The organism is Maricaulis sp., assembly GCF_048268525.1.
Classification (GTDB): Bacteria; Pseudomonadota; Alphaproteobacteria; order Caulobacterales; family Maricaulaceae; genus Maricaulis.
This window is the reverse complement of sequence record NZ_JBLWVH010000021.1, coordinates 38,157-60,945: the sequence shown is the minus strand read 5'-3', so window position 1 is coordinate 60,945 and position 22,789 is coordinate 38,157. Positions and strand designations below refer to the sequence as shown.

Genomic DNA, 22,789 nt, shown 5'->3' with positions numbered 1-22,789 from the left:
TTCAGCTCAAGGGTGAAACCGCGGAGCGGTGCCTGCGGCGTGCTTGACCTGAAGAACCGGATACGGCGGTCTCTCGGCAAGCGGTTTATGGATGGGTTTGCGCCAGAAGTGCGGGGGGTGAGGGGAATTATTGGTGCCTGTTCCACATTCCCCACAAATGGTGCTCCCCATCCCTCCCGGGCAGCAAGCGGACCGAAGGCCAGATGGATGGCCGGGCCAACATCGCCCTGACGTCTGCCCCCCTCATTACCACCCGGTCGTCCACGACTCGGATTTGCCGCGCATTCGTGATAGAGCGCGCGGCTCCGTTTGAAATGAGATAGTCTGCCGGTCATGAACCACGCCCTGAACATCGACGCCCGCAATGGCAATGCGCCGCGCATTGACGAGACAACACCGCGCGCCCTGCCATCCCTGGCGGGCATGACGCGAGAGGAATTGCGCCTGGTGGCGATCGATTGCGGGGTCGACGAGAAGAAGGCGAAGATGCGCGCCGAGCAGCTGTGGCGCTGGATCTATCATTATGGCGTCACCTCCTTCGACGCGATGACCAATATCTCGAAAGACCTGCGCGCCGTCATTGCCGACAAATACGCCCTGCACCGGCCCAAGCTGATCGACCGCCAGGTCTCCGTCGACGGCACCCGCAAATACCTGATCGAGCTGGCACCGGGCGTGGAGTGCGAAACCGTCTTCATTCCCGACGTCGCCCGTTCCGGCGCCCTGTGCGTGTCGAGCCAGGTCGGCTGCACGCTGAACTGTACCTTCTGTCATACCGGCACCCAGGCGCTGGTGCGCAACCTGACTGCTGCCGAGATTGTCGCCCAAGTGATGATCGCCCGCGATGATCTTGAGGAGTGGCCGACCTCGAACGAGAACCGCAAGATCACCAATATCGTCTTCATGGGCATGGGCGAGCCGCTCTACAATCTCGACCATGTCGCGACCTCGATCGACATCATCTCGGATGGCGAGGGCATTGCCATCTCGCGTCGCCGGACCACGGTCTCGACTTCCGGCGTAGTGCCGAAGATCGAGGAGCTGGGCGCGCGGACCGGCACCATGCTGGCGATTTCCCTGCACGCCACCAATGACACGCTGCGCGACGAGCTGGTGCCGCTGAACAAGAAATACCCGCTGGTCGAGTTGATGAACGCCATCCGCGCCTATCCGGGTCTGGGCAATTCCAAGCGCGTGACCTTCGAATACGTGATGCTGAAAGGCGTCAATGACAGTCTCGCCGAGGCCAAGGCGCTGGTGAAACTGCTCAAGGGCATTCCGGCCAAGATCAATCTCATCCCCTTCAATCCGTGGCCGAACAGCCCCTATGAATGCTCGGACTGGGACCAGATCGAAGCCTTTGCGGATGTCGTCAACAAGGCCGGCTATGCCTCTCCCATCCGCACCCCGCGCGGCCGCGACATCTTCGCTGCCTGCGGCCAGCTGCGCTCGGAGAGCCAGAAGGTGAAGGCCAGCGTCCTGCGCAAGCAGCGGCTGGCTGATGAAGGCGGTACAGCCGCCACCTCATGACCGCTGCCGTTCTCTACCGCTGGAAGCTGAAGCCCGGGCGCTCGGCCGAATTCGAGGCGGCCTGGGCTGAGGGTACGCGGCGGATTCATCAGGCCTGTGGGTCATATGGCGCCGTCCTGCACCGGGACGGCGATGATACATACTGGTCCTACGCGGTCTGGCCCGACGAAGCGACCCGACAACAATGCTTCGAAGGCCATGACTGGTTTTCGCAGGACTGCTTCCGGACGATGCAGGCCTGCATTGCCGAGCGGTTTGACGAGATCACGCTTTCTGTCACCCACGACAAACTGGCCGAGCGCACGCCGAGACTTGAGGTTCCAACGCTGACAACAGACCGGCTTTTCCTGCGACCGCTTCGACAGGACGATACGGAAGCCGTCTTTCCGGCGCTCCGTGACGCCGCGACCATGAAGTACTGGTCCTGCGCGCCGTTCGATACCCTCGAGGCCGCGCGCGATTACCTGTCCGGATCAACACGCTCCACCCGCGTGCGGGCCTGGGCCATCACCCTGCCGTCCAATCCCGCTGACGCATTGGGTTGGGTTGTGCTGGTTGACCGCCGGGCCGGCGTAGCAGAGACCGGCTATATCATCCGCCCGGATGCCCAGCGCCACGGCTATGTCAGCGAAGCGACGGCGCGGGTTCTCGATCATGGCTTCAATGAACTCGGCCTGCGTCGCATCTATGCGGACACCGACCCGGACAATGTCGGCTCGATTGCCGTGCTGACCAAACTCGGTTTCACCCTCGAGGGCAGGCTCCGTGACGAATGGGAGACCCATATCGGCGTCCGCGACAGCCTGATTTTCGGCGTGCTCGGCCCGGAATGGAAAACGCGGCGGAAGACTGAATCCGGTAGCAGTCGAAAACGGTAAATCCTGATTAACCGTGAGTCGACTAGAACAGGTCACTACTCAGTGGCCTCCGCGAAGTCGATGTTCAAACATATTCCAACTATACTTTTGATTGCAATAATTGGCGCAACACCACTTCTGGCGGCTGCGGAGCCTGCCGAAGACGGTCGCTACGCCGCAATCTTCCCACCGGGTTGGCAGGCTCGTGACGTGGTGCTCGCCGCCGCTGAAGCCGGACAATCAACCCTGAACATCGGCCGAGCCGCCAATATCGGTGTTTTCCATCTGCCTGGCCCCGACGAACGCCAGGCGTTGCGCGACGCCGGAGCCTGGCTCGTCCTGCCGGCCAGCGCCTTTCGCGGTTGCCTGATCGACCAGAACCCGACCGCCCCGGCCCGCCGGTTCGCAACAGAGAGTCCATCAACATGACCAGCCTCAACCAGATCCGCCAACGTGCCCAAACCGTTTCCCTGCTGATCATGGTCGGGCTCTGCGTCAGCCTGATCATCACAGCCGGCATCTTCGCTGTCGAACGGCTGGTTCCGGCGGGCCTGGTCGGCATCGCCCTCCTGGCGATAGCGGGTGCAAGCTGGCGGTTCGACCCCAACAGTGTCGCGTCACGGGCAACGGTGGGTACGGCGCTGATCGGCTACCCGGCACTGTTCGTCTACCTGCTGAGCGGTTCACCCTGGCAGATCGACATGCACATGATGTTCTTCGCGGCCCTGTCGATCTCGGCAGTGATGCTTGACTGGCGTGTCATTGTGGCTGCGTCAGTCGCCACAGCCGTCCATCACCTCTCGCTCAATTTCTTCCTGCCCTGGGCCGTGTTCCCGGACGGGGCGGACTTTTTCCGGGTGGTGTTTCACGCGGTGGTCGTTGTCGGACAATCCGCTGCCCTGGTCTGGATGACCTTCAATGCCGCCCGGGCGCTGGATGGCGCTGATCGCAAGGCCGCCGAAGCCGCCGAGGCCCAGTCTGCGGCCGCGCAAAGCGCCGACGCGCAGGTCGAGACCAAGGACTCGGCTGACCGTCAGCGGCATGCAATCGCCCAGCTGGCCCGCGAGTTCGAAGAAGCGCTTCGTGTTGTTTCAGGCGGCATTTCCGGCGCGGCTGGCCAGGTCAGCTCGCTGGCCTCCGATCTGAGCGGCGACGCCGAAGCCACTCGTGAGGGCGCCTCGGAAGCCTCTGCGCGCGCCTCCACGACCAACAGCAATGTCCAGTCTGTCGCGGCGGCGGCGCAGGAACTTTCAGCATCGATTGGCGAGGTCGCCCGCATCCTGCAAAACAGCGGTGATGTCTCGGATCGCGCAGCGGCCGAAGCTGAAGGGGCCGGACGGTCGATTGATGCGCTTGAAACCGCCGCCAAGGAGATCGAGGACATCATGCGCCTGGTCGCCGGCGTCGCCGAGCAGACCAATCTCCTGGCCCTCAATGCTACCATCGAAGCCGCCCGGGCCGGCGAGGCCGGCAAGGGTTTTGCGGTTGTGGCGTCCGAGGTGAAAGCCCTGGCCGAACAGACCACTCGGGCCTCCAGCGATATCGGGCAGAAGATCGAAGCCATGCGCGGTGCGTCCGGCGGCGCCGCCGGATCGCTTGGCCGTATCGCCGAGATCATCAGCGAGTTGCGCCAGTCCACCGAGAGCGTTCAGGGTGCCTTCGCCGAGCAGAACCAGGCCACCCAGGAAATCGCCTCACTGGCCGAACGTGCGGCGATCGAGACCACCGAGGTCAACAATTCCATGAACGCGGTCAAAGAAGCCGCCGAGCGAACCAATGGCGCCGCAGAATCCTTCACGCGGGCGTCCGGCGAACTGGGAGAAGCGGCGCGCCGCCTCGATGAGGAACTCAACCGCTTCCGGACCCAGCTGGACGCCGCCTGATTATTCGGGCTTGCGAAAACGCAGCACGAAACGATCCGTCTGACGGCGGATTGAGGGATCGAAGGGGCTGATCTCTCGGCTGTCCTCGGGATTGGCCAGCATGTCACTGCTGCCATCCAGCACAAAGCCGGCGGCGAGGACTTCTTCGATAACCGACGCCTCGTCGATCCGGTGAAGGGTCTCGACCACATCAAGGCCCGAGCCTGAGACAGCGTGGTGATCAACAACCACGAAGACGCCACCCGGGCGCAATGCCTCGAACACGCCGGCATTCATGGCGGCGCGATCCGTGCCGTCCCAGGCGGTGTCGTGGTAGAACAGCACCATGAAGACGGCATCCAGCGGTCCGTCAACATTGTCGTCGAACGTCTCGATGGATGAGCTGAAATGGGTGAGATTGTCGCGCTCCGCCGCAAAGGCTGCGAGCCCGGCATCGGTTTCCGCAAATCGCTCCGCAACCCAGGTCGGGTTCATCGTGTAGACATGACCTTGGCTGCCAACAGCCGTCGACAGGACGCGCGAGTAATACCCCGACCCGGCGGCCAGGTCCGCAATGCGCCAGCCCGGTTCGACGCCGGCAAACAGCAGGACTTCGGCCGGATGCCGGTTGGCATCGAGTTGACGATCGGCCTCCGGACGACTGGCGTCGCTGACGGCACCTTCAATGCTTGCGGGCATGGGCTCATCCTGAGCCTGTAATGTCCCGGCAGACAGGGCAGCCAGAGCGATGGACGCAACAAGAAAACGACGCATGATTTCCCCTCACACAACAAGATGTCAGCGACAATCCATACAGCATCCTCGTCCGATCCGCGCATGACACGTCTCTCACGAAGACGTGACAGCCCAGGAAATCGGGATTCTTTTACGCTTGATAAGGACTTACGGGATAGACCGGTATCAGACGGCAAAAAGCCGCGATGGAGGGGTTCTTGCACTTTATTCTGGCATTCACCGCAATCGCATCCGCCGTGGCCGCCTGGCTCTATCATCGCGAGAGCCGTCGCCTTTGACGGACTCCGGTCCGCTCGCAGACCTTGCACAAATCGATCGTCGGCGCTTACCTCCCCGGATCCAATCATCCCGGAGAGGGCTGTCATGCTGCTACACCACGCGTCCTGGCCTGAGGTCGAAACCTATCTGACCCGTTGCAAGGGGATCATCATCCCCATCGGCTCCACGGAACAGCACGGCCCTAACGGGCTCGTGGGGACTGACGCCATCTGCCCGGAAGTGATCGCCGCCGAGGCGGGCGCGGAAGCCGGGCTGCTGGTCGGTCCGACATTCAATGTCGGCATCGCCCAGCACCATCTGGGTTTTGCCGGCTCGATGACCCTGCGCCCCTCGACCATGATCGCGGTCATCAATGACTGGATCGAAAGCCTGACCCGGCACGGTTTTGACCGCATCTATTTCCTCAACGGGCACGGTGGCAACATCACCACGATCAACGCCGCCTTCGCCGAGTATTACGCCAATTTCTCGCTCGACGGCGTCGCCTGTCCGGTCCAGCTGATGCAGCGAAACTGGTGGGAATTGTCCGGCGTGATGGACACCTGCCGCAAGCTGTTTCCGGTCGGCGAGGGCATGCATGCGACCGCGTCCGAAGTATCGGTGACCTATTACGCCCATCCGCACGCCATCAAACAGGTCGAGATGAGCCCGAAGATCGCTCCGGTCGGCGGGTTCAGCGACGCCGCCGACTATCGCGAGCGCTTCCCGGACGGCCGGATTGGCTCCGACCCGTCCCAGGCGACACCCGAAAAGGGCGCCGAAATCGTCAGCTTCGCCAAACAGGCGCTGATCGCCGAGTGCGTCAAATTCTTCGACGTGAAGCCGGCTTTGCAGCCGGCGGAGTAGATCATGGCCAGCGACTGGACTCCCCCGATTTCCGATGCCGCGGTCGAAAAGGCGACCGGCAAGACCTGGCCGCAATGGCAGGCCGATCTCGACAGCTGGGCCGGTGGTCTCGATCACCCCTCTATCGCCCGGACCTTGCGCGAGGACCGCGGCCTGTCCGGCTGGTGGTCGCAAATGGTTTCCGGCACCTGGGAGATGATGACCGGGCGCCGCGACCCGCATCAGCGCGCCGGTGTCGACGGCAAGTACCAGGCCTCGGGCTCCAAGACGATCAGCGCGCCGCCAGCCGCCATCGAGGCCGCTTTCGAGCTGCCCGACTTCGCCGAGTGGGGGCCCGGGGGCGTGTTCACCCGAACGTCCGGCACGCCCGGCAAGTCGGTCAATGGACACTGGTCGCAAGGCGGGCGCCTGTCAGTCTGGCTGACGGTCACGGACGGCTACACTGGCTGCAAGACACAGATCAGCCTGAGCCACGAGAATCTTGAGACGGCGGAAGACTGCGAGCACTGGAAGTCGGAATGGCGCGCTGCTCTGGCGCGATTGAAGGAGCGGCTGGAAAAGCAGGAGGGCTAGGCGTCAAGCAACACGGGAACGGCGTTTCGCTGCCCTGACACGGTCCGGCCCTCGACCGTCCCCGACCGATCGCCAACCGCGACACAAAACATTCATTTCACCGCATCCTTGGCACTCGCTATACGCCTGCTGTCTTGCGTAGCTTCGGGAGCGTCCGAAATGAAAGCCTTGCCCGTCCTTTCTACCGTCCTTCCTGCCATCGCCGCATTGGCCGCCTGTTCGGCGCCGGAGGCATCAACGATCAATACCGGCTTCAGCGAGGACAATCTGGCAACGTCCGAGGCCTGCTTCGCAGAAACGCCGTCCGCCCTGCTCGAGCCGGGCCAGACGCTTCTGGAAACCGGACCGGCCGGAATCACGCGCGTATCCTGGTCGCTGGGCGACCAGACCGGTGATGTCACGCTGACGATTTCCGGCATGGAATTGCCGGTCAAGACCCGTCTCGACGCGGCCAATGCCGCCTTCTACAGCGCCGCCGGCCAGCAGCATGACCACAGCACCGACGCGGTGATCTATCACCGCACCACCGACGGCACCTTCTGCACCGTGATCCGCGACGAGCCGACCGGTCAGGCGCTCGTCGACGCAATCACCACATTGTCTTCTGACCCGGCCGAACCACAGGCGTCCGAGGACTAGTCAGACGGCCCGGATTTCCGGCCCGACGATCTCTACCGCAATGGCTGTCAGCCGGTCACCGGCGGCGGGACCGCCGGTGCAATCTCCATTGCCAGCATCAAAACTGGCACCATGGACCGGGCAGACCAGGGTCTCGCCCGCGTGCAGCAAGCCGCGACCGTCTGGCAGGCACAGCGGCAGACCCGCATGAGGGCAGAGATTGGTGAAGGCCGTCACTGTCGCGCCGCGACGGATCAGAACGACGGCACCGCCTTCCCAATCGCAGGCGCGGGCACCCGGATCCGGCAAATCATCCAGACGACCAAGAACGGTGCCGGGCGGCGGCTTGGGCCGCATCAGCCGGCCTCTGTCGGCGGATTGAAAACCCAGCGATACGGCGCCACATCGACGCGCACAAACAGGCCGGCGGACTGATAGGGATCGGTCGCCAGCCAGGCATCCAGAGTCGACCGGTCCTGGGCCTCAATGATCAGTAACGATCCGGCCATTTCATCGGCTTCATTGAGCCAGGGACCGGCCGCTTTCACGCTGTCGCCCGCGGCCTTCAGCCAGGCGATATGGGCGTCACGATTGGCCGTGCGGATGTCGATAGCATCCGGCTTGTCCCAGGTGTGGACCAGAAACAGCATCAGGCGGTCTCCAGCGTGAACGGCCGCGCCAGCAGGGTTTCAATGGCGTCATCGACGCTGGCCCGACCGGCCAGGATCTCGTTGACCGCTTCGCAGATCGGCATTTCGACGCCATGGCGGCGGGCCAGCTCGACCACGGCGGGTGCGCTCGCCACGCCTTCGGTGACAGCCCGGCGCCCGGACATGATGTCGTCGAGCGACACGCCGCGCCCCAGCGCCAGACCGCAGGACATGTTGCGCGATTGCGGCGAGGAACAGGTCAGCACCAGGTCCCCGAGGCCACACAGGCCGGCCAGGGTTTCACGCTGGGCACCAAGGGCCAGCGCCAGCCGGGTCATCTCGGCAAAGCCACGCGAAATCAAGGCCGCATGGGCCGACTTGCCCAATCCCTTGCCTTCGGAAATCCCGCAACCGATGGCCAGTACATTCTTGACCGCCCCGCCAATCTCGGCGCCGATCAGGTCGGTCGCCAGATAGGGCCGGAAGCGACTGGTCCCGAGCGCTTCGATCAGCGCATTGCCGATGGTCTCATCGGCACAGGCCAGGGTGACAGCGGTCGGCAGGCCCTGCGCCGTGTCGATCGCGAAACTGGGTCCGGACAGCACGGCCGGCAGCGCCGCCGGTATGGTTTCCTTGAGCACCTGTGTCATCATCGACAGGGAGGATTGCTCGATCCCCTTGGCGCACAGCACGATCGGGACGCCGGGTCGCGCATAGGGCAGGAAACCTTCCAGAACGCGGCGCAGATGCTGCGCCGGCGCAACGGCGAGGATGGCGTCGCAGGCATCGAGATCCGAGATCGAGGTGGTCGCGACGATGGCCGAACCCAACGCCACATCAGGCAGGTAGATGGTGTTCTCGTGTTTCGTGTTCACCGCATCGGCGACGTCGTTTTCGAACGACCACAGCGTGACGTCGCGACCGGCCTTGGCGGCCGTTTGCGCCAGGGCCGTGCCCCAGGCGCCGGCGCCGATCACGCCAATGCTCTGATATTCGCTCATGCCTTGGGTCCCTTTCGTCCGGAGCCGATGGCAGGGTCGGACTTTGCCGACGCCCCGTCCAGTGGCCAGCGTGCCCGCGCTGGTGCATCAAGCGCGTCAACTTGGCCACGGGCCAGTTTTTCCAGTCCGACCAGCGCGATCATCGCGGCATTGTCGGTACACCATTTCATTGGCGGCGCGACCAGCCGGAAACCGGCGGCCGCGGCTTCGTCTTCTAGCGCCGCGCGCACGGCCTTGTTGGCAGCGACACCGCCGGCAACAACCAGCGACATGGGTCGCGAGGCATCCGGAAACCGGTCGACAAACATCGCCAGCGCCCGGCGTGTGCGGCTGGACAGCGCCCGGGCGATCGCTGCCTGGACACTGGCCGAAAGATCGGCGCGGTCCTGGTCGGATGGCGCATCGAGCCCGTCCCAGATCTGCCGGGCCGCGGTTTTCAGGCCGGCGAATGAGAAGTCACAGCCCGGCTTGCCCTTCAGCGGCACCGGCAGGGCGAAACGCGTCGCGTCACCCGATTGCGCGCACCGCTCGAGTGCCGGTCCACCGGGGAAGCCCAGGCCCATCACCTTGGCGGTCTTGTCGAAGGCCTCACCGGCCGCATCATCCATCGTCGAGCCGAGGCGATGATAGACGCCGACATCCTCGGCGATCAGCAATTGGGTGTGGCCGCCGGAAACGAGCAGGAGCAGGTAAGGAAAGGCCAGAGGCTCGGATATCCGGGGCGACAGGGCATGACCCTCAAGATGATTGACCGCGATCAGCGGCTTGCCCGCCCCAAGCGCCAGGCCCTTGGCGGTCATCAGCGCCGCCATCACGCCGCCGATCAGGCCGGGACCGGAGGTCGCAGCAATGCCATCGAGATCGGCAACGGTCAAACTCGCCTCATCGAGCGCTTGGCTGACCAACCCGTCCATTGCCTCGGCATGGGCACGGGCTGCAATCTCCGGCACCACGCCTCCGAAAGGTGCGTGGGCGTCATTCTGTCCGAGCACCCGGTCCGACAGGACGGTAACCGATCCGTCTGCCTCGCGACGCAGGATCGCCGCCGCGGTCTCGTCGCAGCTGGATTCCAGTCCGAGCACGGTCAGTGCGCGCGCTTGCGCTTGGGGGGAGGTGGGCGCTAAGTCCATGACTGTCCACTAGCCCCAAGACCGGGATGATTGCAACGTGAAGCCGCCGTCGAAACCGCTCGCCATCGCCACCCGCCGCTCCCCCCTTGCGCTCGTCCAGGCACGCGATGTGCAGGCGAGACTCGCCGCCCAGTGTGGCCTGTCCGGCGAGGAGGCCGAGCGCTGCTTCCCCATTCTCGGCCTGGTCTCGACCGGCGACCGCATCCAGGATCGCACCCTGATCGAGGCTGGCGGCAAGGGCCTCTTCACCAAGGAGATCGACGAAGCCCAGCTGGATGGCCGCGCCGCCTTTGCCGTCCATTCGATGAAGGATGTGCCGACCGTCCTGCCGGACGGGATCGTGCTGGGCGCCCTGCTGGAGCGCGAGGACCCGCGCGACATGCTGATAGCCCGTGACGGCGAAACGCGTCTGGCCGATCTGCCCGAAGGCGTCACCATTGGCACAGCCAGTCTGCGGCGACAGGCGCAACTGCTCCACAAGCGCCCGGATCTGACAGTCGTACCGCTACGCGGCAATGTCGACACACGACTGGGCAAGCTGGCCGATGGCGGCATCCACGCGACCTTCCTGGCTCGCGCCGGACTGAACAGGTTGGGACGGGCCGAAGCGCTGCGCGATCCGCTGGAAGCCGACGAAATGCTGCCCGCCGCCGCCCAAGGCGCCGTCGGCGTCGCCATTCGTGACGGCGACGATGAGGCCGCCTCCTACGTCGCCGGCCTGCATCACCGGGACACGGAATTGGCTGTCCTGGCTGAACGGGCCTTCCTGTTCGAGCTGGACGGGTCTTGCCGGACGCCGATTGCGGCCCATGTGAATAAGGTATCCATGGACTTCATCGGGGAAGTTTTGACTCCTGATGGCCAGCAATGTTGGCGCAAGCAGATTCGATTCGACATGAACCATGCGACACCTCACAGCGCCCGGCAGGCCGGGCAGGACCTCGGACGCGCCGTTCGCGCCGCCGCCGGTGACGGCCTCGCGGCGGCCCTGGTGAATACATGACGGTATTGGTCACACGCGGCTGGCCGGGAGCCGAGCGGACTGCGTCCGGTCTCAGACGGATGGGCATCGACCCCATCATTTCGCCGGTGCTCGACATCAATTTCCGTGCCCGTATCGATGCCAATCTCGACGGGGTGCAGGCGCTCGTATTCACCTCGGCCAATGGAGTCCGGGCCTGGGGGCCGCGGCGCCCGGAGCGCGACCTGCCGGTCTTCGCCGTGGCCGACGCCACCGCCCAGGCGGCCCGCGACATCGGCTTCAAGCGGGTCCAGTCGGCTCAGGGCGATGTCACATCCCTGGCCAATCTGATCCGGCGCAAGCTCAAAGCGGACAAAGGTGCCCTGCTGCATGTGCGCGGCATCCATGTGTCCGGCGATCTGTCGGGGGCACTCAAGCCGGATGGCTTCAAGGTCCGTGACGCGATCGGCTATGGCGCTGTCGCGGTTGATGCCCTGGGCGAAGAGGCCATCGCTGCCATAATCTCCGGTGCACCGGTGAGGGTATTGATCCACTCCGCCCGTGGCGCCAAGACCTTTCTCGACCTGCTGCGGAAATTCGGCCTGCACCACTGGCTCGGCTCGGTGACGGCGCTGGGAATATCCCGCAATGCGCTTCTTCCCTTGGAGGGAGCCGGTTTCGGTGCCTTGATTGCCGCCTCAGCGCCGAATGAGGAAGCCTTGCTGGCGCTGCTGGATGACTCATCGGAACTGGCCTCGGCAGGCCACGCGTCCTAAGCTGGCGAAAATTCGCACGAATCATGGGCCGTCATGGCTGATCCCAACGACACTCTCGATCCCGAACCCGTCGACGCCGAGTTCGAACCGGCTGACGATGGCCGTGCCCCGCCACCCAATGCGCGCCGCCAAAACGGTGTATTCGGGCATCTGCTGGTCTTCCTGCTGGCGTCTGTCGCCGGCGGCGCGATCGGCTTTGGCGCCGTGCGATACATGCCGCCCGCCACGCAGATAGCGACCGACCCGGACGCGGCAACCGAACGCGCGGCGCTGGGCCAGTCGCTGACCGGTCTGGAAACCCGGCTCGTGGCTCTGGAAACGGCCGACACTCCGCCTGACCTGTCCGACAGCCTCACGGCGCTCGCGGATCGGTTGGCTGCGCTGGAGAACGCCCCGCCGGGCAACAATAGCGCACCGATTGACCTTGCAGCGATAGAAACGCGCCTGGCCGCCCTGGAGGCCGCGCCTGCAGATCCGGCGCCCGCCGGAACACTTGTTGATGCGAGTGAGCTGGAAGCCCGTCTCGAGACGTTGGAGACCGCGCTTGCCCTGATTGATGCGCGGACTCAACAGGCCCTGGACGCAAGCCAGGTCGAGATGGGGCCAGGCATCGATCCGCAGATCCTTCAAGCCATGACCGATCGCATCACTGACATAGAGGCGGCGGTCGACGGGCTGGCCCCGGCGGTCGACACCACACCTCAACTGACCCGCCTGACAAGCGAGATCGCCGGGCTGCAAAGCGACCTCGCAGCCGTCCGCGAATTGGCCGAGGCCGCGCAATCGAGCGCCGACAACGCTTCCCGCTCCATCGCCGAGGCCCCGGCAATCGATACCGGACTCGCCTCAAGACAATTGGCAGCCCGCGCCCTGGCGCTGACTGCGCTGAGGGAAATCGCCCAGACCGGAGACGGATTCGAAGCCGAACGCGCTGCACTCGCACGTCTGTGGCGCGGCAATGCCGACCTCGCAGCTATGGCTGACTATTCCCGGGCCGGTGTGCCGACCCTTGGAGAACTCACAACTGGTTTCCCGGGCGATGCCATCCGCGAAGCGGCCGGACCGGGACGCGTCTTCTTCGGATTGATCGAAGTGCGTCGGACCGACGGCAGCGATACCGACACCGGCCCTCTCGCCATGACCGCGCTGGCTGAGCGCCGTCTTGCCGAGAACGACCTGGTGGGCGCGGTCACGATCGCCGAGCGCCTGGAAGGCGAAGCCCTGGACACCGTCCGCGACTGGTTGATCCAGGCCCGCGCCCGGCTGGATCTGGCCGCCCGCCTTCAGTCATTGCGCGAAGCGCTCGCTGCCAGTGCCGCCGAACAGGGAAGCGACCCGACATGATCCGCCTGATACTGGCTGTCGCCTTTGCCCTGCTGACCGCCGCTCTCGGCGCTTTCCTGGCGCTGAATCCGGGTCACGCCTCCTTCGAGTTCCTCGGCATGCAGACCGAAATGCCCTTCGTGGTCGCGGCCGGACTGGTCATCCTGTTCGCCTTCCTGATGCTGGTGGTGTGGTGGGGCATCTACATGTTGTGGACTTCGCCGGACAAGGTGAAGGGCTTCATGGGCCGCCGCCGCCGCGAGCAGGGCTATGACGCGCTGGAGAAGGCCCTGATCGCCTCTGCTGCCGGTGATGGCGAAGCCGCCGTCCGCCAGGCCGCCCGTGCCGACGCCCTTTTGGACAGACCGGCCCTGTCGCGCCTTCTCGCCGCCCGCGCGGCTGAATCCGCCGGCAATCTGGAAGGCGCACAGACACATTACGAAGCCCTGCTGAACGATCAGAAGACCCGTATTGTCGCCCGTCGTGGCCTCGCCCAACTGTCAAACGAGCGCGGCGACTTCGCGGCCACCATTGATCACGCGTCCGATGCCTTTCAACAGGCCAAGGGGGCACGGTGGGCCTTCGATGCCCTGTTCGATGCCCAGGTTGCGAAAGCCCATTGGCGCGACGCGCTGACCACACTGACCGAGGGCGAACGCCGTAAACAGGTCGCTCCGGACACTGCCCGTCGCCGTCGTGCTGTGCTGTTGACCGCCGCGGCGGTCGAGGCCGAGACGACCGACTCGGAGAACGCCCGTGAACTGGCCGTATCGGCCCATCGCGCGGCCCCCGGATTTGCGCCCGCGGCAGCCCTCGCCGCGCGCTTGCTGGCCGATGGTCGACGCCACAAGCGAGCGTCGGAAGTGCTGGAGTCAGCCTGGGCCGCCGCACCCCATCCGGCGCTCGCCCGCGCCTTCCAGGACCTGCGCAAATCCGACACCAAGGCCAAACGCCTGGAGCGGTTGAAATCCCTGGCCGCACTCAATCCGGATCACCGGGAAAGCCACCTCATCCTGATCCAGATCGCGCTGGAAGAAGGCGACGCCCCCTCCGCCCGCGCCCTGCTGGATCCGATGATGGACGGCACCCCACCGTCCTCACGCCTGTGCGCTCTTGCGGCCCGACTGGCCCGTCTCGATGGCAAGGACGAACTCGCCCGCCGGTGGATGACCCGCGCCTCTCATGCCGGCGCCGATGCCGACTGGTCGGATATCGATCCGGAAGGTCGGCTTTTTGCCTACACGCCGGACGACTGGAAGCGGATGGTTTATGTGTTCGGCGATGAAAACCGGCTGACCCATCCGCGCTACGAACGCTTCGAGCGGGCCGCTGGCGCCGTTCCGGAAACCGCGCTGCTCGACGCGCCTCGCCCGGTCCGCTCCGCCAGCTCGCGCACCGCCAGCTTTGCCGAAGCCACGCCGCGCATGCCCGACGACCCGGGCGTCCCTGACGTGGATGAAGACGAGGCACCAAAGGGCCGGAGACCGTGAGCGGAAACCGCTCCACCTCTCCCGACACCAGGCTCGTGGCAATTGTGGGGGGGTCGGCGTCGGGCAAGACACGGCTGGCGCATGCCGTCGCCCATGCGGCGCCGGACGGGTATGTCATCAAGGAAGACGACTACTATCTCGACGCGGCCAATCTGGAAAACTTCGACCCGGCGACCTTCAATTTCGACGAGCCGGCTGCCAAGGATCACGACCTCCTGATCAGCCATCTGGCAGCCCTGAAATCCGGTCAGGCCGTCGATATTCCGCAATACGACTTCACCACGCACAGTCGGGCCCCGCAAATGCGGCATTGCCGCCCGGCTAGCCTGATCGTGGTCGAGGGGCTGCACGCCGCCGCCTCGAAGGCGTTGGCCAGCCTGTTTGATCTCATCGTCTATGTATCCGCGACACGACCGGTCCGTTTCGAACGCCGGCTGCAACGTGATGTCGCTGAACGTGGGCGGACACCAGCGTCCGTGAAACATCAGTTCGACACCATTGTGGAGCCGATGCACACCTTGCATGTCGAGCCACAAAAACCGCGCGCCGACCTCATCATAACCAATATGGGCCCCCCCGATTTCGATTGTCTCGCCGAGCCGGTGCTCGAACGCTTGCGACTGCATTCCCACAGCGGATGATTTTGGCCTGATGAAGGGCTTGCCGCCGCCGATTTTCGCGGCTAGTTTCCGCCGCCTCCGGGCTGGTGACAGCCCGAGCCCATGAATTGGGCCGCTTTAGCTCAGCTGGTAGAGCAACGCATTCGTAATGCGTAGGTCAGGTGTTCGAGTCACCTAAGCGGCACCATTCTCTCCTTGCTTCCGTTGCGCTCGAACCCGTGCGTGATCTCACCTGCGGTGTTGGGGTTCGTGCTCACATGAAGCGCGCTCAAGGCTGTGGTGTTCGAGATCGCTCTGGCTGGCCATGGCAGCGATGGGTCGCATGTCTTGTGCTTTGCGGACGGCTTCCTACATTCGGCTGCAAGCAAAGAGGGCTTCCTGATGAGCAAGGCCAATGACTACCAGCCGCCCAAGGTCTGGACGTGGGACAGTGAGAGCGGCGGGCGTTTCGCCAATATCAACCGGCCGATCGCCGGGGCGACCCATGACAAGGCCTTGCCTGTCGGCAAGCACCCGCTTCAACTCTACTCCCTGGCCACGCCCAACGGGGTCAAGGTCACGATCATGCTGGAAGAATTGCTGGCAGCCGGTCACACCGATGCCGAATATGACGCCTGGCTGATCCGGATCACGGAGGGGGAGCAATTCTCCTCCGGCTTCGTCGAAATCAACCCGAACTCCAAGATCCCGGCCCTGCTGGACCGCAGCACCGAGACGCCGACCCGGGTGTTCGAGTCGGGGTCGATCCTGCTCTATCTCGCGGAGAAGTTCGGAGCCTTCCTGCCGACCGACGCGGCGGCCCGGACCGAAGCCATGAACTGGCTGTTCTGGCAGATGGGTTCCGCCCCCTATCTGGGCGGCGGGTTTGGTCATTTCTATGCCTATGCACCGGAGAAGTGGGAGTATCCGATCGACCGGTTTGCGATGGAAGTGAAACGGCAGATGGATGTGCTCGATCGCGCCCTCGCCGAGCGCCGCTTCCTCGCCGGCGACGAATATTCCATCGCCGACATGGCCGTTTGGGCCTGGTATGGCGCCTTGGCCCGCGGAGTGCTCTACGAGGCCGGCGAATTCCTGTCAGTGCAGGATTACAAGCATGTCCAGCGCTGGACTGCCGAGATCGGTGACCGGCCTGCCGTCAAACGCGGCATCAAGGTCAATCGGGTCTGGGGCGAGGAATCCAACCAGGTCCCCGAACGCCATTCCGCCGCCGATATCGACGCGAAGTCCTGACAGGACACTTGAAGCAGATCGGCAAGGGCGGGTCGGCCAGCCGGGCGGCCCGCCCTTGTGTTTTGAGCGACTTATCGGGCGCGTATCAGCATGGCGCTGAGCTCGGCCATGCGATGTCCATCGGCCGCCGCCTGCCCGTCAGTGGCAGCGTCCAGCCGCTCCGCAGCCGCGGCCATTGCCGCAGTGTCGGCGGCACCTGACTCCCAGGCCTCGATCACGCTCCGGACCTCTGCCAGACCCGCATCGTCGAGCGCACCACTACGGGTCAGCTGATCGAGATAGGCGTGCGCCACGACCGGCACATCCGGCCAAGTGATGTGAAGCTGGGTCTGGGTGTTGGCTTCGTCGACCCGTATCAGTTCGGCCGCCGCGACTTCATTGGCGGTCAGAAGGTCGCTGGCCTGCAAACGGAAAACGTCCAAACCTCGCGCAATCTCCGGTGCCCAGACCCGGCCATTGTGCCAGTAGGCCGCCCAATAGCCACCAACCCGCAAGGCATCGGGACCGAGCGGTCCACGGTCAAAAAAGGCGATCTCGAACGGGTTTTCGCTGTCGGTGAAATCGATGATCGACAGGCCGCCACTATACCAGCCCTGCACCATGATATCGCGGCCCGGAACGGGGATGAGGGAGCCGTTGTGGGCGACACAGTTCTCGATGGCCGACTGCTCGCCGGGAATCTTGAAAAAGCCCCGCAGTTCCATCTCGCCATCGACAATGTCCGCGATCAGATTGGCGCCCCAGTTTTGCGGATCCTCCGCACGGCACCGGGCACCAAGCCCACCTCCCCATTCGTCAGTAAACAGGACCTTGCTGGCATCATTGGAGAAAGTGGCCGAGTGCCAATAGGCCATGTTGGGATCGGCAAGATCGGATATCCGGCGCGGATTCACCGGGTCAGTGATGTCCAGAAGGATGCCATTGCCGCCGCAGGCACCGCCCGCCAGCCCCATCTCGGGATAGACCGTAATATCGTGACAAGCCACCGTTGAGGCCGTTGCCTGGGCACCATCCTCCATCGCGCCACCGGCCCACAGGCCGGCGATCTCACCCGTTTCATAATCGGTGAAAATGCGTGGCCGACTGACAATCGCCGCCCGTTCGGGAGCGTCCAGCGGGACTTCGATGACATCGATGGAGTAGAGCGCCGTATCAGGGTTTTCGTCCGGCTCGCCGCCGCTGCACCCGGCCAGCTCGCTGTCCGGGCGTGGGCTGCTGGTGCCCTGCACATAGATATAGGCAATGCTGTCATCGGTTGGGTGCGGCACCAGGGTGTGGGTGTGGGAACCGCGGCAGGTCTGAACGGCGGCCACCTGACGCGGGGCGTTCAGATCGCTGATGTCGAAGATCCGCACGCCGAGGAAGCGTTCGGGGCTGGAGTCGCCCTCGACACCACCATTGCCGCAATCAAGGCGGCCACGGTTTTGCTCGGTCGAGAAGAACACCAGATCGCCGTGCACGGTGACGTCGCCCTGCCCGCCGGGGCAGACGACCGACAGGATGTGATCGGGAGCGTCCGGATTGGCCGCGTCATAGACATTGAAACCGTGAAACCCGCCCATGATCACACGATCGCCGGTAAAGGCGAGGTCCGAGTTGGCGAAAGACAGGAGGCCCGGACCGCTATCGCTTTCCTCGACCGCGTCTCCGCCGACATCTGCACCGTTCGCATCGGCGGTATCAGCGTCTTGGCCGTTGCCCTCTGGCACGTCTTCTGCGGCGTCGTCGGCACGATCGTCGTCAGGGTTGCCGGGGATGCCCAGCGGGATCATCACCGTATCGAGGTCGAAGAATCCGTCCGGCGGCGGGACCGAGGCGGTCAGCTCGAGATTCCAGATGGCCGTTCCGGCATCAAACAATCCCGGTGCAAGGTCAGCACGGGACGGAGGCGTTTCAGTTGTCTCTTCAGCGGCCGGGGAACAGGCCGCCAGCGCCGCGCCGAGCGCTGTTATAGAGACCATGGATCGAAAAATCGGTTTCATGAAAGCCCCCCTCGGACTTGCTGTGCTCAAAGATCTGTGAGCATGCCGCGCATGCGGGAAATCTCGGCCGACTGATCGGCGACTACCGCCGACAGGAATTCGGATAGTTGCGGATCCATTCCATTGCCGACCCCGGCCAGAAGGCCGGTCACCATGTCGATGGCGCCCTGGTGGTGATGGATCATTCCGGTGAGATAGAGGCGGTCGAAGGCATCACCCCGAGCGGCTTCCAGCTGCACCATTTGCGCCGGTGATAACATGCCGGGCATTAGCGGTATGTCGGACGGTTCGTGATCCATGCCCGACGACATGGCATCAGTCCCGTGCTCCGGTGCCGACATGGGCATGTCGGTGCCATGGGACATCCGCGTGGACAGGCCCCGGCGCTCGAGCCAGGCTTGCATCATCTCGATTTCAGACGCCTGGGAACTGGCAATCCGCGCGCCCATCAGCGCCACATCCGGATTGTCGGTGCGGTCAGCAATCAACTCGCCCATCTCCACAGCCTGACCATGATGGACAATCATGTGCTGCATGAAGCGCGCGTCAGCGACGGAATGGCCCGTTTCGGCGAGGCTGATCGATTGTTCGGCGGTGAGGGTGCGCGATGCCGTTCCCGGTGCGCCCGGCTGGAAAATCGGCGGCGCGGCCGAGGCCAGCGGGTTTGCAGCCAGCCCCAAGCCCAGGGCCAGGCCAAAAGCGATCACTGGCTTGTTCATGCAAACACCACCCTTGCTCCCCGACACATCAAGTGCGAGGCGGCAGTTTACACATGCTTGGGTCATTCGGGGAATAGGCCGGCAGGGTGCGCGGCAATCCCGGTCAGGCGTCGCCCGGCGACATTTGCGACTGCATGTAGCGCTCCTCGCCCACCTTCTCGATCAGACCGAGCTGGGTCTCGAGAAAGTCGATATGCTCTTCCTCACTGTCGAGAATGTCGGTGAAGACCTTGCGGGTGACGTAGTCGCCGACCTGTTCGCAATAGGCAATCGCGTCCTTGTAGAACGGGTGGGCCCGCTGCTCGACCTTCAGGTCGCACTCCAGACATTCCTTCAGGTTTTCGCCAATATAGATCTTGGCGATGTCCTGGACATTGGGCAGGCCCTCGAGGAACAGAATGCGCTCGATCAGGATATCGGAGTGCTTCATTTCATCGATGGACTCCTCGTATTCCAGCTTGGCGATCTTGGCGAAACCCCAATCCTTGAACATGCGCGCGTGCAGGAAGTACTGGTTGACCGCCGCGAGCTCGAGCTTGAGCGCTCCGTTCAGCAACTCGATGACCTTGGCATCACCCTTCATGAAGTCTCTCCCGTGCGCAGCATGAGCGGCCAACTTACGCAAAGCCGTGCGCAAGCCAAAACACTATGTTTGCGAGTGAAAATGGGTATTGGTCGCGACTATTCGGCGGCAGTCGCAAGCTCGTCCGGGTCAAAGCGGTTGGCGGCGATCATTTCGGCCACGTCGGGAAGGCAGCGACCACATTTCGGCTTCGCGTCGCAGCGCTTGAACACGCACGCGGCGCCCTTGACCGACGGGTCTGCGGCGGCAGCCTGAAGCTCGCGATCGCGTAGCGCATTGCAGATACAGACGAACATGGCCGGACACTGTTTCCCGTTTGAACGCGACCAGTATTCCCGCGAATGCGAATGACTGTCAACTGCATAGTTTATGCCGGGCGACGCCTGCCGCCCGCCATATCCACGCGTCCGGTGGATCAATTGCCCCGCATGATCGAACCGAGCGGGCCCAGAACCGAGCTCTCACCCTGGCCGGAACCGGCGACCGGGACATTGGCCAGGATCCGACCGGCAAGACGGGAAAATGGCATGGACTGGATCCAGACTTTCCCGGGACCGCGAAGCCGGGCGAAAAAGACGCCTTCGCCGCCGAAGATCATCGACTTGATATTGCCAGCCCGCTCGATTTCAAAATCAACGTCCGGCGTGTAGGCGACCACGCAGCCTGTATCCACATGCAGCTCCTCGCCGGCGGCGAGTTCACGCTCGATCAGCGTGCCGCCGGCATGGACAAAGACCCAGCCATCGCCTTCCAGGCGCTGCATGATGAAGCCTTCGCCACCGAACAGGCCGGTCATGATCCGCTTTTGCAGCGCGATACCGACTGAAACACCTTTCGCGGCAGCCAGGAAACTGTCTTTCTGACAGATGAGCTCACCCCCCATGTCCGGCAGATGAACCGGGATGATGGTCCCCGGATAGGGCGCTGCGAAGGCCACCTTGGCCTTGCCCTGGCCACCATGGGTGAACACGGTCATGAAAAGGCTTTCGCCGGTCAGCAGCCGCTTGCCCGCACCGGCCAATGCTCCCCATACGCCCTGGTTTTTCTGTGACCCGTCACCAAAGACCGCGTCCATGGTGATGCTGGGCGCCTTGAACATCATGGCACCGGCTTCCGACACCACGCTTTCGCCAGGATCGAGCTCGATCTCGACATACTGGATGTCTTCACCACCGATTTCGTAGTCAATCTCGTCTGTCTGACCCATCGCGCTCTCCCTTTCGCCAGATGATGTGGCGAAGGTAGTCACCGTTCGGGTCGGAACAAGAAAAAAGAGACCCGGTGCCGCAATGGGCAACCGGTATCGATCAAATGGTCTGGATGTCGGCAGCTTCCGCCGCTTCACGAAGCATGTGCGCGAGATGGGTCGGCATCTCGCCCTTATTGCTCCGGAAACTGGCATTCTTGTCCATGCGGGCAATACAGTCCGGCAAATGATCGGCATCCACCGTCATCGAGCCCGACAGGATCATCAGTGGCGTGTCTCCGGCACAGGACTGGGCTGTTTCCAGCGTGTCCGTGGGATGGACAGAGTCAGGCAGGCGCAGATCGAGCAGGATCAGGTCATAGTCTGCACGAGCGAGGCATCGCTTCGCGTCCTTGAGCGTGCGCGCGACTTCAAACGAGATATCGAGATCTCCCGCTTCGCAGACCGCATGCTGGACCAGCATCGCATCCGCGAAGTCGTCCTCTACATGCAAAACGCGCAGTGCCTGATTGCTCATGAATCTCTCCCTGACTCATATTCTATGCAAGTAGCGTTATCGAACCGTTTACAAAATCTGCCAGCCACATCAAAAGTCGGCGAATGTCGGCAGCTTTGCCCGAAGCGCCGCAGCAATAACGGTATTTTTAAGCAACATGGCGATGGTCATCGGGCCAATCCCGCCCGGAACGGGCGTAATCCAGCCCGCATGCCCGACAATTTCATCGAAGGCCGCATCGCCGACCAGCCGCGTTTTTCCAGCTCCGCGCTCGGGAGCCTCAATACGGTTGATACCGACATCGAGCACGCACGCTCCCGGCTTCACCCAGTCTCCACGCACCATCTCGGGGCGCCCTACGGCGGGCACGAGAATGTCGGCGGTGCGACACAGGGCGGGCAAATCCGCGGTGCGGGAGTGGGCAATGGTGACGGTGGCATTCTTTTCCAGGAACAACAGCGCAGCCGGCTTGCCGACGAGAATTGACCGCCCGACGACAACCACGGATTTGCCGGACAGGTCACCAAGAGCTCGCTCAGCCAACAGGACACAACCCGCCGGCGTACACGGACGCAGACCCGGCTTGCCCAGCACCAGCCGGCCGGCACTGGCTTCGGTCAACCCGTCGACATCCTTGTCAGGATCGATGCGCCCGATCACGCGGTTGGTGTCGATGTGGCCCGGCAAGGGCATCTGCACCAGGATACCGTCAACGCCATCATCGGCGTTCAGGCGCTCAACGATGGCAATGACCTCTTCCTCGGTGACATCGGCCGGCTTGCGGATTTCAATTGATCTGAGGCCCGCCGCTTCCGTGCGTCGGACCTTGTTGCGGACATAGACGTCACTGGCCGGGTCTTCGCCGACCAGAACGACGGCCAGGCATGGCGGACGGCCCAGCGATCTGGCGAGCTCGGCTCCGACCTCGCCGGCCCGGGCATCGATTTCGGCCGCTATGGCCTTGCCGTCAATCAGTTCAGCGCTCATTCGCGAAGGCCTCCAGCTGGGCGACAACCCGGCCCTGCTCCGGCCCTTCGGCCGAGATCCGGACTGTCTTCATGCGCGATGTCGCGCCGCGTATCACATCGATGTCGCGCTTGGGAATACCCAATTGCCTGGACAGCAGCGCAATCAGCGCCGTATTGGCCTTGCCCTTTTCCGGAACCGCCCGGACACGGGCTGACAGGAAATGTCGTTCCGCGGCGTCGGTTTGTGACCCAGCCAGACAGTCCCGAGAAGCACCGGGGGTCAGCCTGACCTGAACCGCAATGGCGTCAGACGACACGGAAATCATCGG

At 63.8% G+C, this 22,789-nt stretch carries 26 protein-coding genes and 1 tRNA gene; 14 read left to right on the top strand and 13 right to left on the bottom strand.

Annotated elements, in window-relative coordinates:
- Positions 1 to 333: 333 nt before the first annotated feature.
- The 4 genes from rlmN to ACN0X9_RS11520 are packed head-to-tail and all read left to right on the top strand — an operon-like array spanning position 334 to position 4,270.
- On the top strand, positions 334 to 1,530 hold the full coding sequence (gene rlmN / locus ACN0X9_RS11535) for a 23S rRNA (adenine(2503)-C(2))-methyltransferase RlmN (RefSeq protein WP_417487723.1): 1,197 nt from the start codon (positions 334 to 336) through the stop codon (positions 1,528 to 1,530).
- Complete coding sequence (locus ACN0X9_RS11530) at positions 1,527 to 2,408, top strand: GNAT family N-acetyltransferase (protein WP_417487722.1); 882 nt, start codon at positions 1,527 to 1,529, stop codon at positions 2,406 to 2,408. The genes rlmN and ACN0X9_RS11530 overlap by 4 nt, the downstream gene beginning before the upstream one ends.
- Before the next feature lie 60 nt (positions 2,409 to 2,468).
- The gene (locus tag ACN0X9_RS11525; protein WP_417487721.1) at positions 2,469 to 2,816 is read left to right on the top strand and encodes a hypothetical protein; all 348 of its coding nucleotides are present in this window, start codon (positions 2,469 to 2,471) and stop codon (positions 2,814 to 2,816) included.
- Positions 2,813 to 4,270: a methyl-accepting chemotaxis protein gene (locus ACN0X9_RS11520; RefSeq protein WP_417487720.1), complete on the top strand. Its 1,458-nt coding sequence runs from the start codon at positions 2,813 to 2,815 to the stop codon at positions 4,268 to 4,270. The genes ACN0X9_RS11525 and ACN0X9_RS11520 overlap by 4 nt, the downstream gene beginning before the upstream one ends.
- Here ACN0X9_RS11520 and ACN0X9_RS11515 read toward each other — a convergent pair whose 3' ends face one another.
- Positions 4,271 to 5,023 (bottom strand): class I SAM-dependent methyltransferase, encoded by a 753-nt coding sequence (locus ACN0X9_RS11515; RefSeq protein WP_417487719.1) that lies wholly within the window; start codon positions 5,021 to 5,023, stop codon positions 4,271 to 4,273.
- A gap of 345 nt (positions 5,024 to 5,368) precedes the next feature.
- On the opposite strand from ACN0X9_RS11515, the gene ACN0X9_RS11510 reads away from it, so the two are divergent.
- The 3 genes from ACN0X9_RS11510 to ACN0X9_RS11500 all read left to right on the top strand — a co-directional run bounded on the left by ACN0X9_RS11510 (position 5,369) and on the right by ACN0X9_RS11500 (position 7,342).
- Positions 5,369 to 6,130, top strand: a complete 762-nt coding sequence (locus ACN0X9_RS11510) for a creatininase family protein (protein WP_417487718.1) — start codon at positions 5,369 to 5,371, stop codon at positions 6,128 to 6,130.
- A 3-nt stretch (positions 6,131 to 6,133) separates the two neighbouring features.
- On the top strand, positions 6,134 to 6,703 hold the full coding sequence (locus ACN0X9_RS11505; RefSeq protein WP_417487717.1) for a hypothetical protein: 570 nt from the start codon (positions 6,134 to 6,136) through the stop codon (positions 6,701 to 6,703).
- A 159-nt stretch (positions 6,704 to 6,862) separates the two neighbouring features.
- Positions 6,863 to 7,342 carry a hypothetical protein gene (locus ACN0X9_RS11500; RefSeq protein WP_417487716.1) on the top strand — a complete coding sequence of 160 codons (480 nt, stop codon included), beginning with the start codon at positions 6,863 to 6,865 and terminating at the stop codon, positions 7,340 to 7,342.
- On the opposite strand, the gene ACN0X9_RS11495 is transcribed toward ACN0X9_RS11500, so the two are convergent.
- Genes ACN0X9_RS11495 through tsaD form a run of 4 tightly spaced genes read right to left on the bottom strand, consistent with a single transcriptional unit; the run spans position 7,343 to position 10,060 of the window.
- Positions 7,343 to 7,678, bottom strand: coding sequence for a Rieske (2Fe-2S) protein (locus ACN0X9_RS11495; protein WP_417487715.1), 336 nt, complete (start codon positions 7,676 to 7,678; stop codon positions 7,343 to 7,345).
- The gene (locus ACN0X9_RS11490; RefSeq protein WP_417487714.1) at positions 7,678 to 7,971 is read right to left on the bottom strand and encodes a YciI family protein; all 294 of its coding nucleotides are present in this window, start codon (positions 7,969 to 7,971) and stop codon (positions 7,678 to 7,680) included. The genes ACN0X9_RS11495 and ACN0X9_RS11490 overlap by 1 nt, the downstream gene beginning before the upstream one ends.
- On the bottom strand, positions 7,971 to 8,972 hold the full coding sequence (locus ACN0X9_RS11485; RefSeq protein WP_417487713.1) for an NAD(P)H-dependent glycerol-3-phosphate dehydrogenase: 1,002 nt from the start codon (positions 8,970 to 8,972) through the stop codon (positions 7,971 to 7,973). Before ACN0X9_RS11485 ends, ACN0X9_RS11490 begins: the two co-directional genes overlap by 1 nt.
- On the bottom strand, positions 8,969 to 10,060 hold the full coding sequence (tsaD, locus tag ACN0X9_RS11480) for a tRNA (adenosine(37)-N6)-threonylcarbamoyltransferase complex transferase subunit TsaD (RefSeq protein WP_417487724.1): 1,092 nt from the start codon (positions 10,058 to 10,060) through the stop codon (positions 8,969 to 8,971). Before tsaD ends, ACN0X9_RS11485 begins: the two co-directional genes overlap by 4 nt.
- Positions 10,061 to 10,139: 79 nt before the next feature.
- On the opposite strand from tsaD, the gene hemC reads away from it, so the two are divergent.
- The 7 genes from hemC (at position 10,140) to yghU (ending at position 16,505) form a co-directional block, all read left to right on the top strand.
- Positions 10,140 to 11,105 carry a hydroxymethylbilane synthase gene (gene hemC / locus ACN0X9_RS11475; RefSeq protein ID WP_417487712.1) on the top strand — a complete coding sequence of 322 codons (966 nt, stop codon included), beginning with the start codon at positions 10,140 to 10,142 and terminating at the stop codon, positions 11,103 to 11,105.
- On the top strand, positions 11,102 to 11,839 hold the full coding sequence (locus tag ACN0X9_RS11470) for a uroporphyrinogen-III synthase (protein WP_417487711.1): 738 nt from the start codon (positions 11,102 to 11,104) through the stop codon (positions 11,837 to 11,839). The genes hemC and ACN0X9_RS11470 overlap by 4 nt, the downstream gene beginning before the upstream one ends.
- 33 nt (positions 11,840 to 11,872) lie before the next feature.
- Positions 11,873 to 13,183 carry a COG4223 family protein gene (locus ACN0X9_RS11465; RefSeq protein ID WP_417487710.1) on the top strand — a complete coding sequence of 437 codons (1,311 nt, stop codon included), beginning with the start codon at positions 11,873 to 11,875 and terminating at the stop codon, positions 13,181 to 13,183.
- A complete protein-coding gene (locus ACN0X9_RS11460; protein WP_417487709.1) occupies positions 13,180 to 14,652 on the top strand; it encodes a heme biosynthesis protein HemY in 1,473 nt (490 codons plus the stop codon). The genes ACN0X9_RS11465 and ACN0X9_RS11460 overlap by 4 nt, the downstream gene beginning before the upstream one ends.
- Entirely contained in the window at positions 14,649 to 15,293 is a 645-nt protein-coding gene (udk, locus tag ACN0X9_RS11455) for a uridine kinase (RefSeq protein ID WP_417487708.1), read from the top strand. Before ACN0X9_RS11460 ends, udk begins: the two co-directional genes overlap by 4 nt.
- A 90-nt stretch (positions 15,294 to 15,383) precedes the next feature.
- Positions 15,384 to 15,459: transfer RNA gene (locus ACN0X9_RS11450), tRNA-Thr, on the top strand.
- Positions 15,460 to 15,653: 194 nt separating this feature from the next.
- A complete protein-coding gene (gene yghU, locus ACN0X9_RS11445) occupies positions 15,654 to 16,505 on the top strand; it encodes a glutathione-dependent disulfide-bond oxidoreductase (protein WP_417487707.1) in 852 nt (283 codons plus the stop codon).
- A gap of 71 nt (positions 16,506 to 16,576) precedes the next feature.
- Here the strand turns inward: yghU and ACN0X9_RS11440 are convergent, their stop codons facing one another.
- From ACN0X9_RS11440 to ACN0X9_RS11405, 8 genes are all read right to left on the bottom strand, one after another.
- Positions 16,577 to 18,487, bottom strand: a complete 1,911-nt coding sequence (locus ACN0X9_RS11440) for an LVIVD repeat-containing protein (protein ID WP_417487706.1) — start codon at positions 18,485 to 18,487, stop codon at positions 16,577 to 16,579.
- Between the two features lie 26 nt (positions 18,488 to 18,513).
- Positions 18,514 to 19,206 (bottom strand): DUF305 domain-containing protein, encoded by a 693-nt coding sequence (locus tag ACN0X9_RS11435; protein ID WP_417487705.1) that lies wholly within the window; start codon positions 19,204 to 19,206, stop codon positions 18,514 to 18,516.
- Positions 19,207 to 19,309: 103 nt separating this feature from the next.
- Positions 19,310 to 19,789, bottom strand: coding sequence for a bacterioferritin (bfr, locus tag ACN0X9_RS11430; protein WP_417487704.1), 480 nt, complete (start codon positions 19,787 to 19,789; stop codon positions 19,310 to 19,312).
- A 98-nt stretch (positions 19,790 to 19,887) separates the two neighbouring features.
- On the bottom strand, positions 19,888 to 20,085 hold the full coding sequence (locus ACN0X9_RS11425; RefSeq protein WP_417487703.1) for a (2Fe-2S)-binding protein: 198 nt from the start codon (positions 20,083 to 20,085) through the stop codon (positions 19,888 to 19,890).
- 119 nt (positions 20,086 to 20,204) lie between these two features.
- The gene (locus ACN0X9_RS11420) at positions 20,205 to 20,996 is read right to left on the bottom strand and encodes a TIGR00266 family protein (RefSeq protein ID WP_417487702.1); all 792 of its coding nucleotides are present in this window, start codon (positions 20,994 to 20,996) and stop codon (positions 20,205 to 20,207) included.
- 100 nt (positions 20,997 to 21,096) lie between these two features.
- Positions 21,097 to 21,513, bottom strand: a complete 417-nt coding sequence (locus ACN0X9_RS11415; protein ID WP_417487701.1) for a response regulator — start codon at positions 21,511 to 21,513, stop codon at positions 21,097 to 21,099.
- A 69-nt stretch (positions 21,514 to 21,582) separates the two neighbouring features.
- Complete coding sequence (gene folD, locus ACN0X9_RS11410; protein ID WP_417487700.1) at positions 21,583 to 22,479, bottom strand: bifunctional methylenetetrahydrofolate dehydrogenase/methenyltetrahydrofolate cyclohydrolase FolD; 897 nt, start codon at positions 22,477 to 22,479, stop codon at positions 21,583 to 21,585.
- Entirely contained in the window at positions 22,469 to 22,786 is a 318-nt protein-coding gene (locus ACN0X9_RS11405) for a DUF167 domain-containing protein (RefSeq protein ID WP_417487699.1), read from the bottom strand. The genes folD and ACN0X9_RS11405 overlap by 11 nt, the downstream gene beginning before the upstream one ends.
- Positions 22,787 to 22,789: the final 3 nt, after the last annotated feature.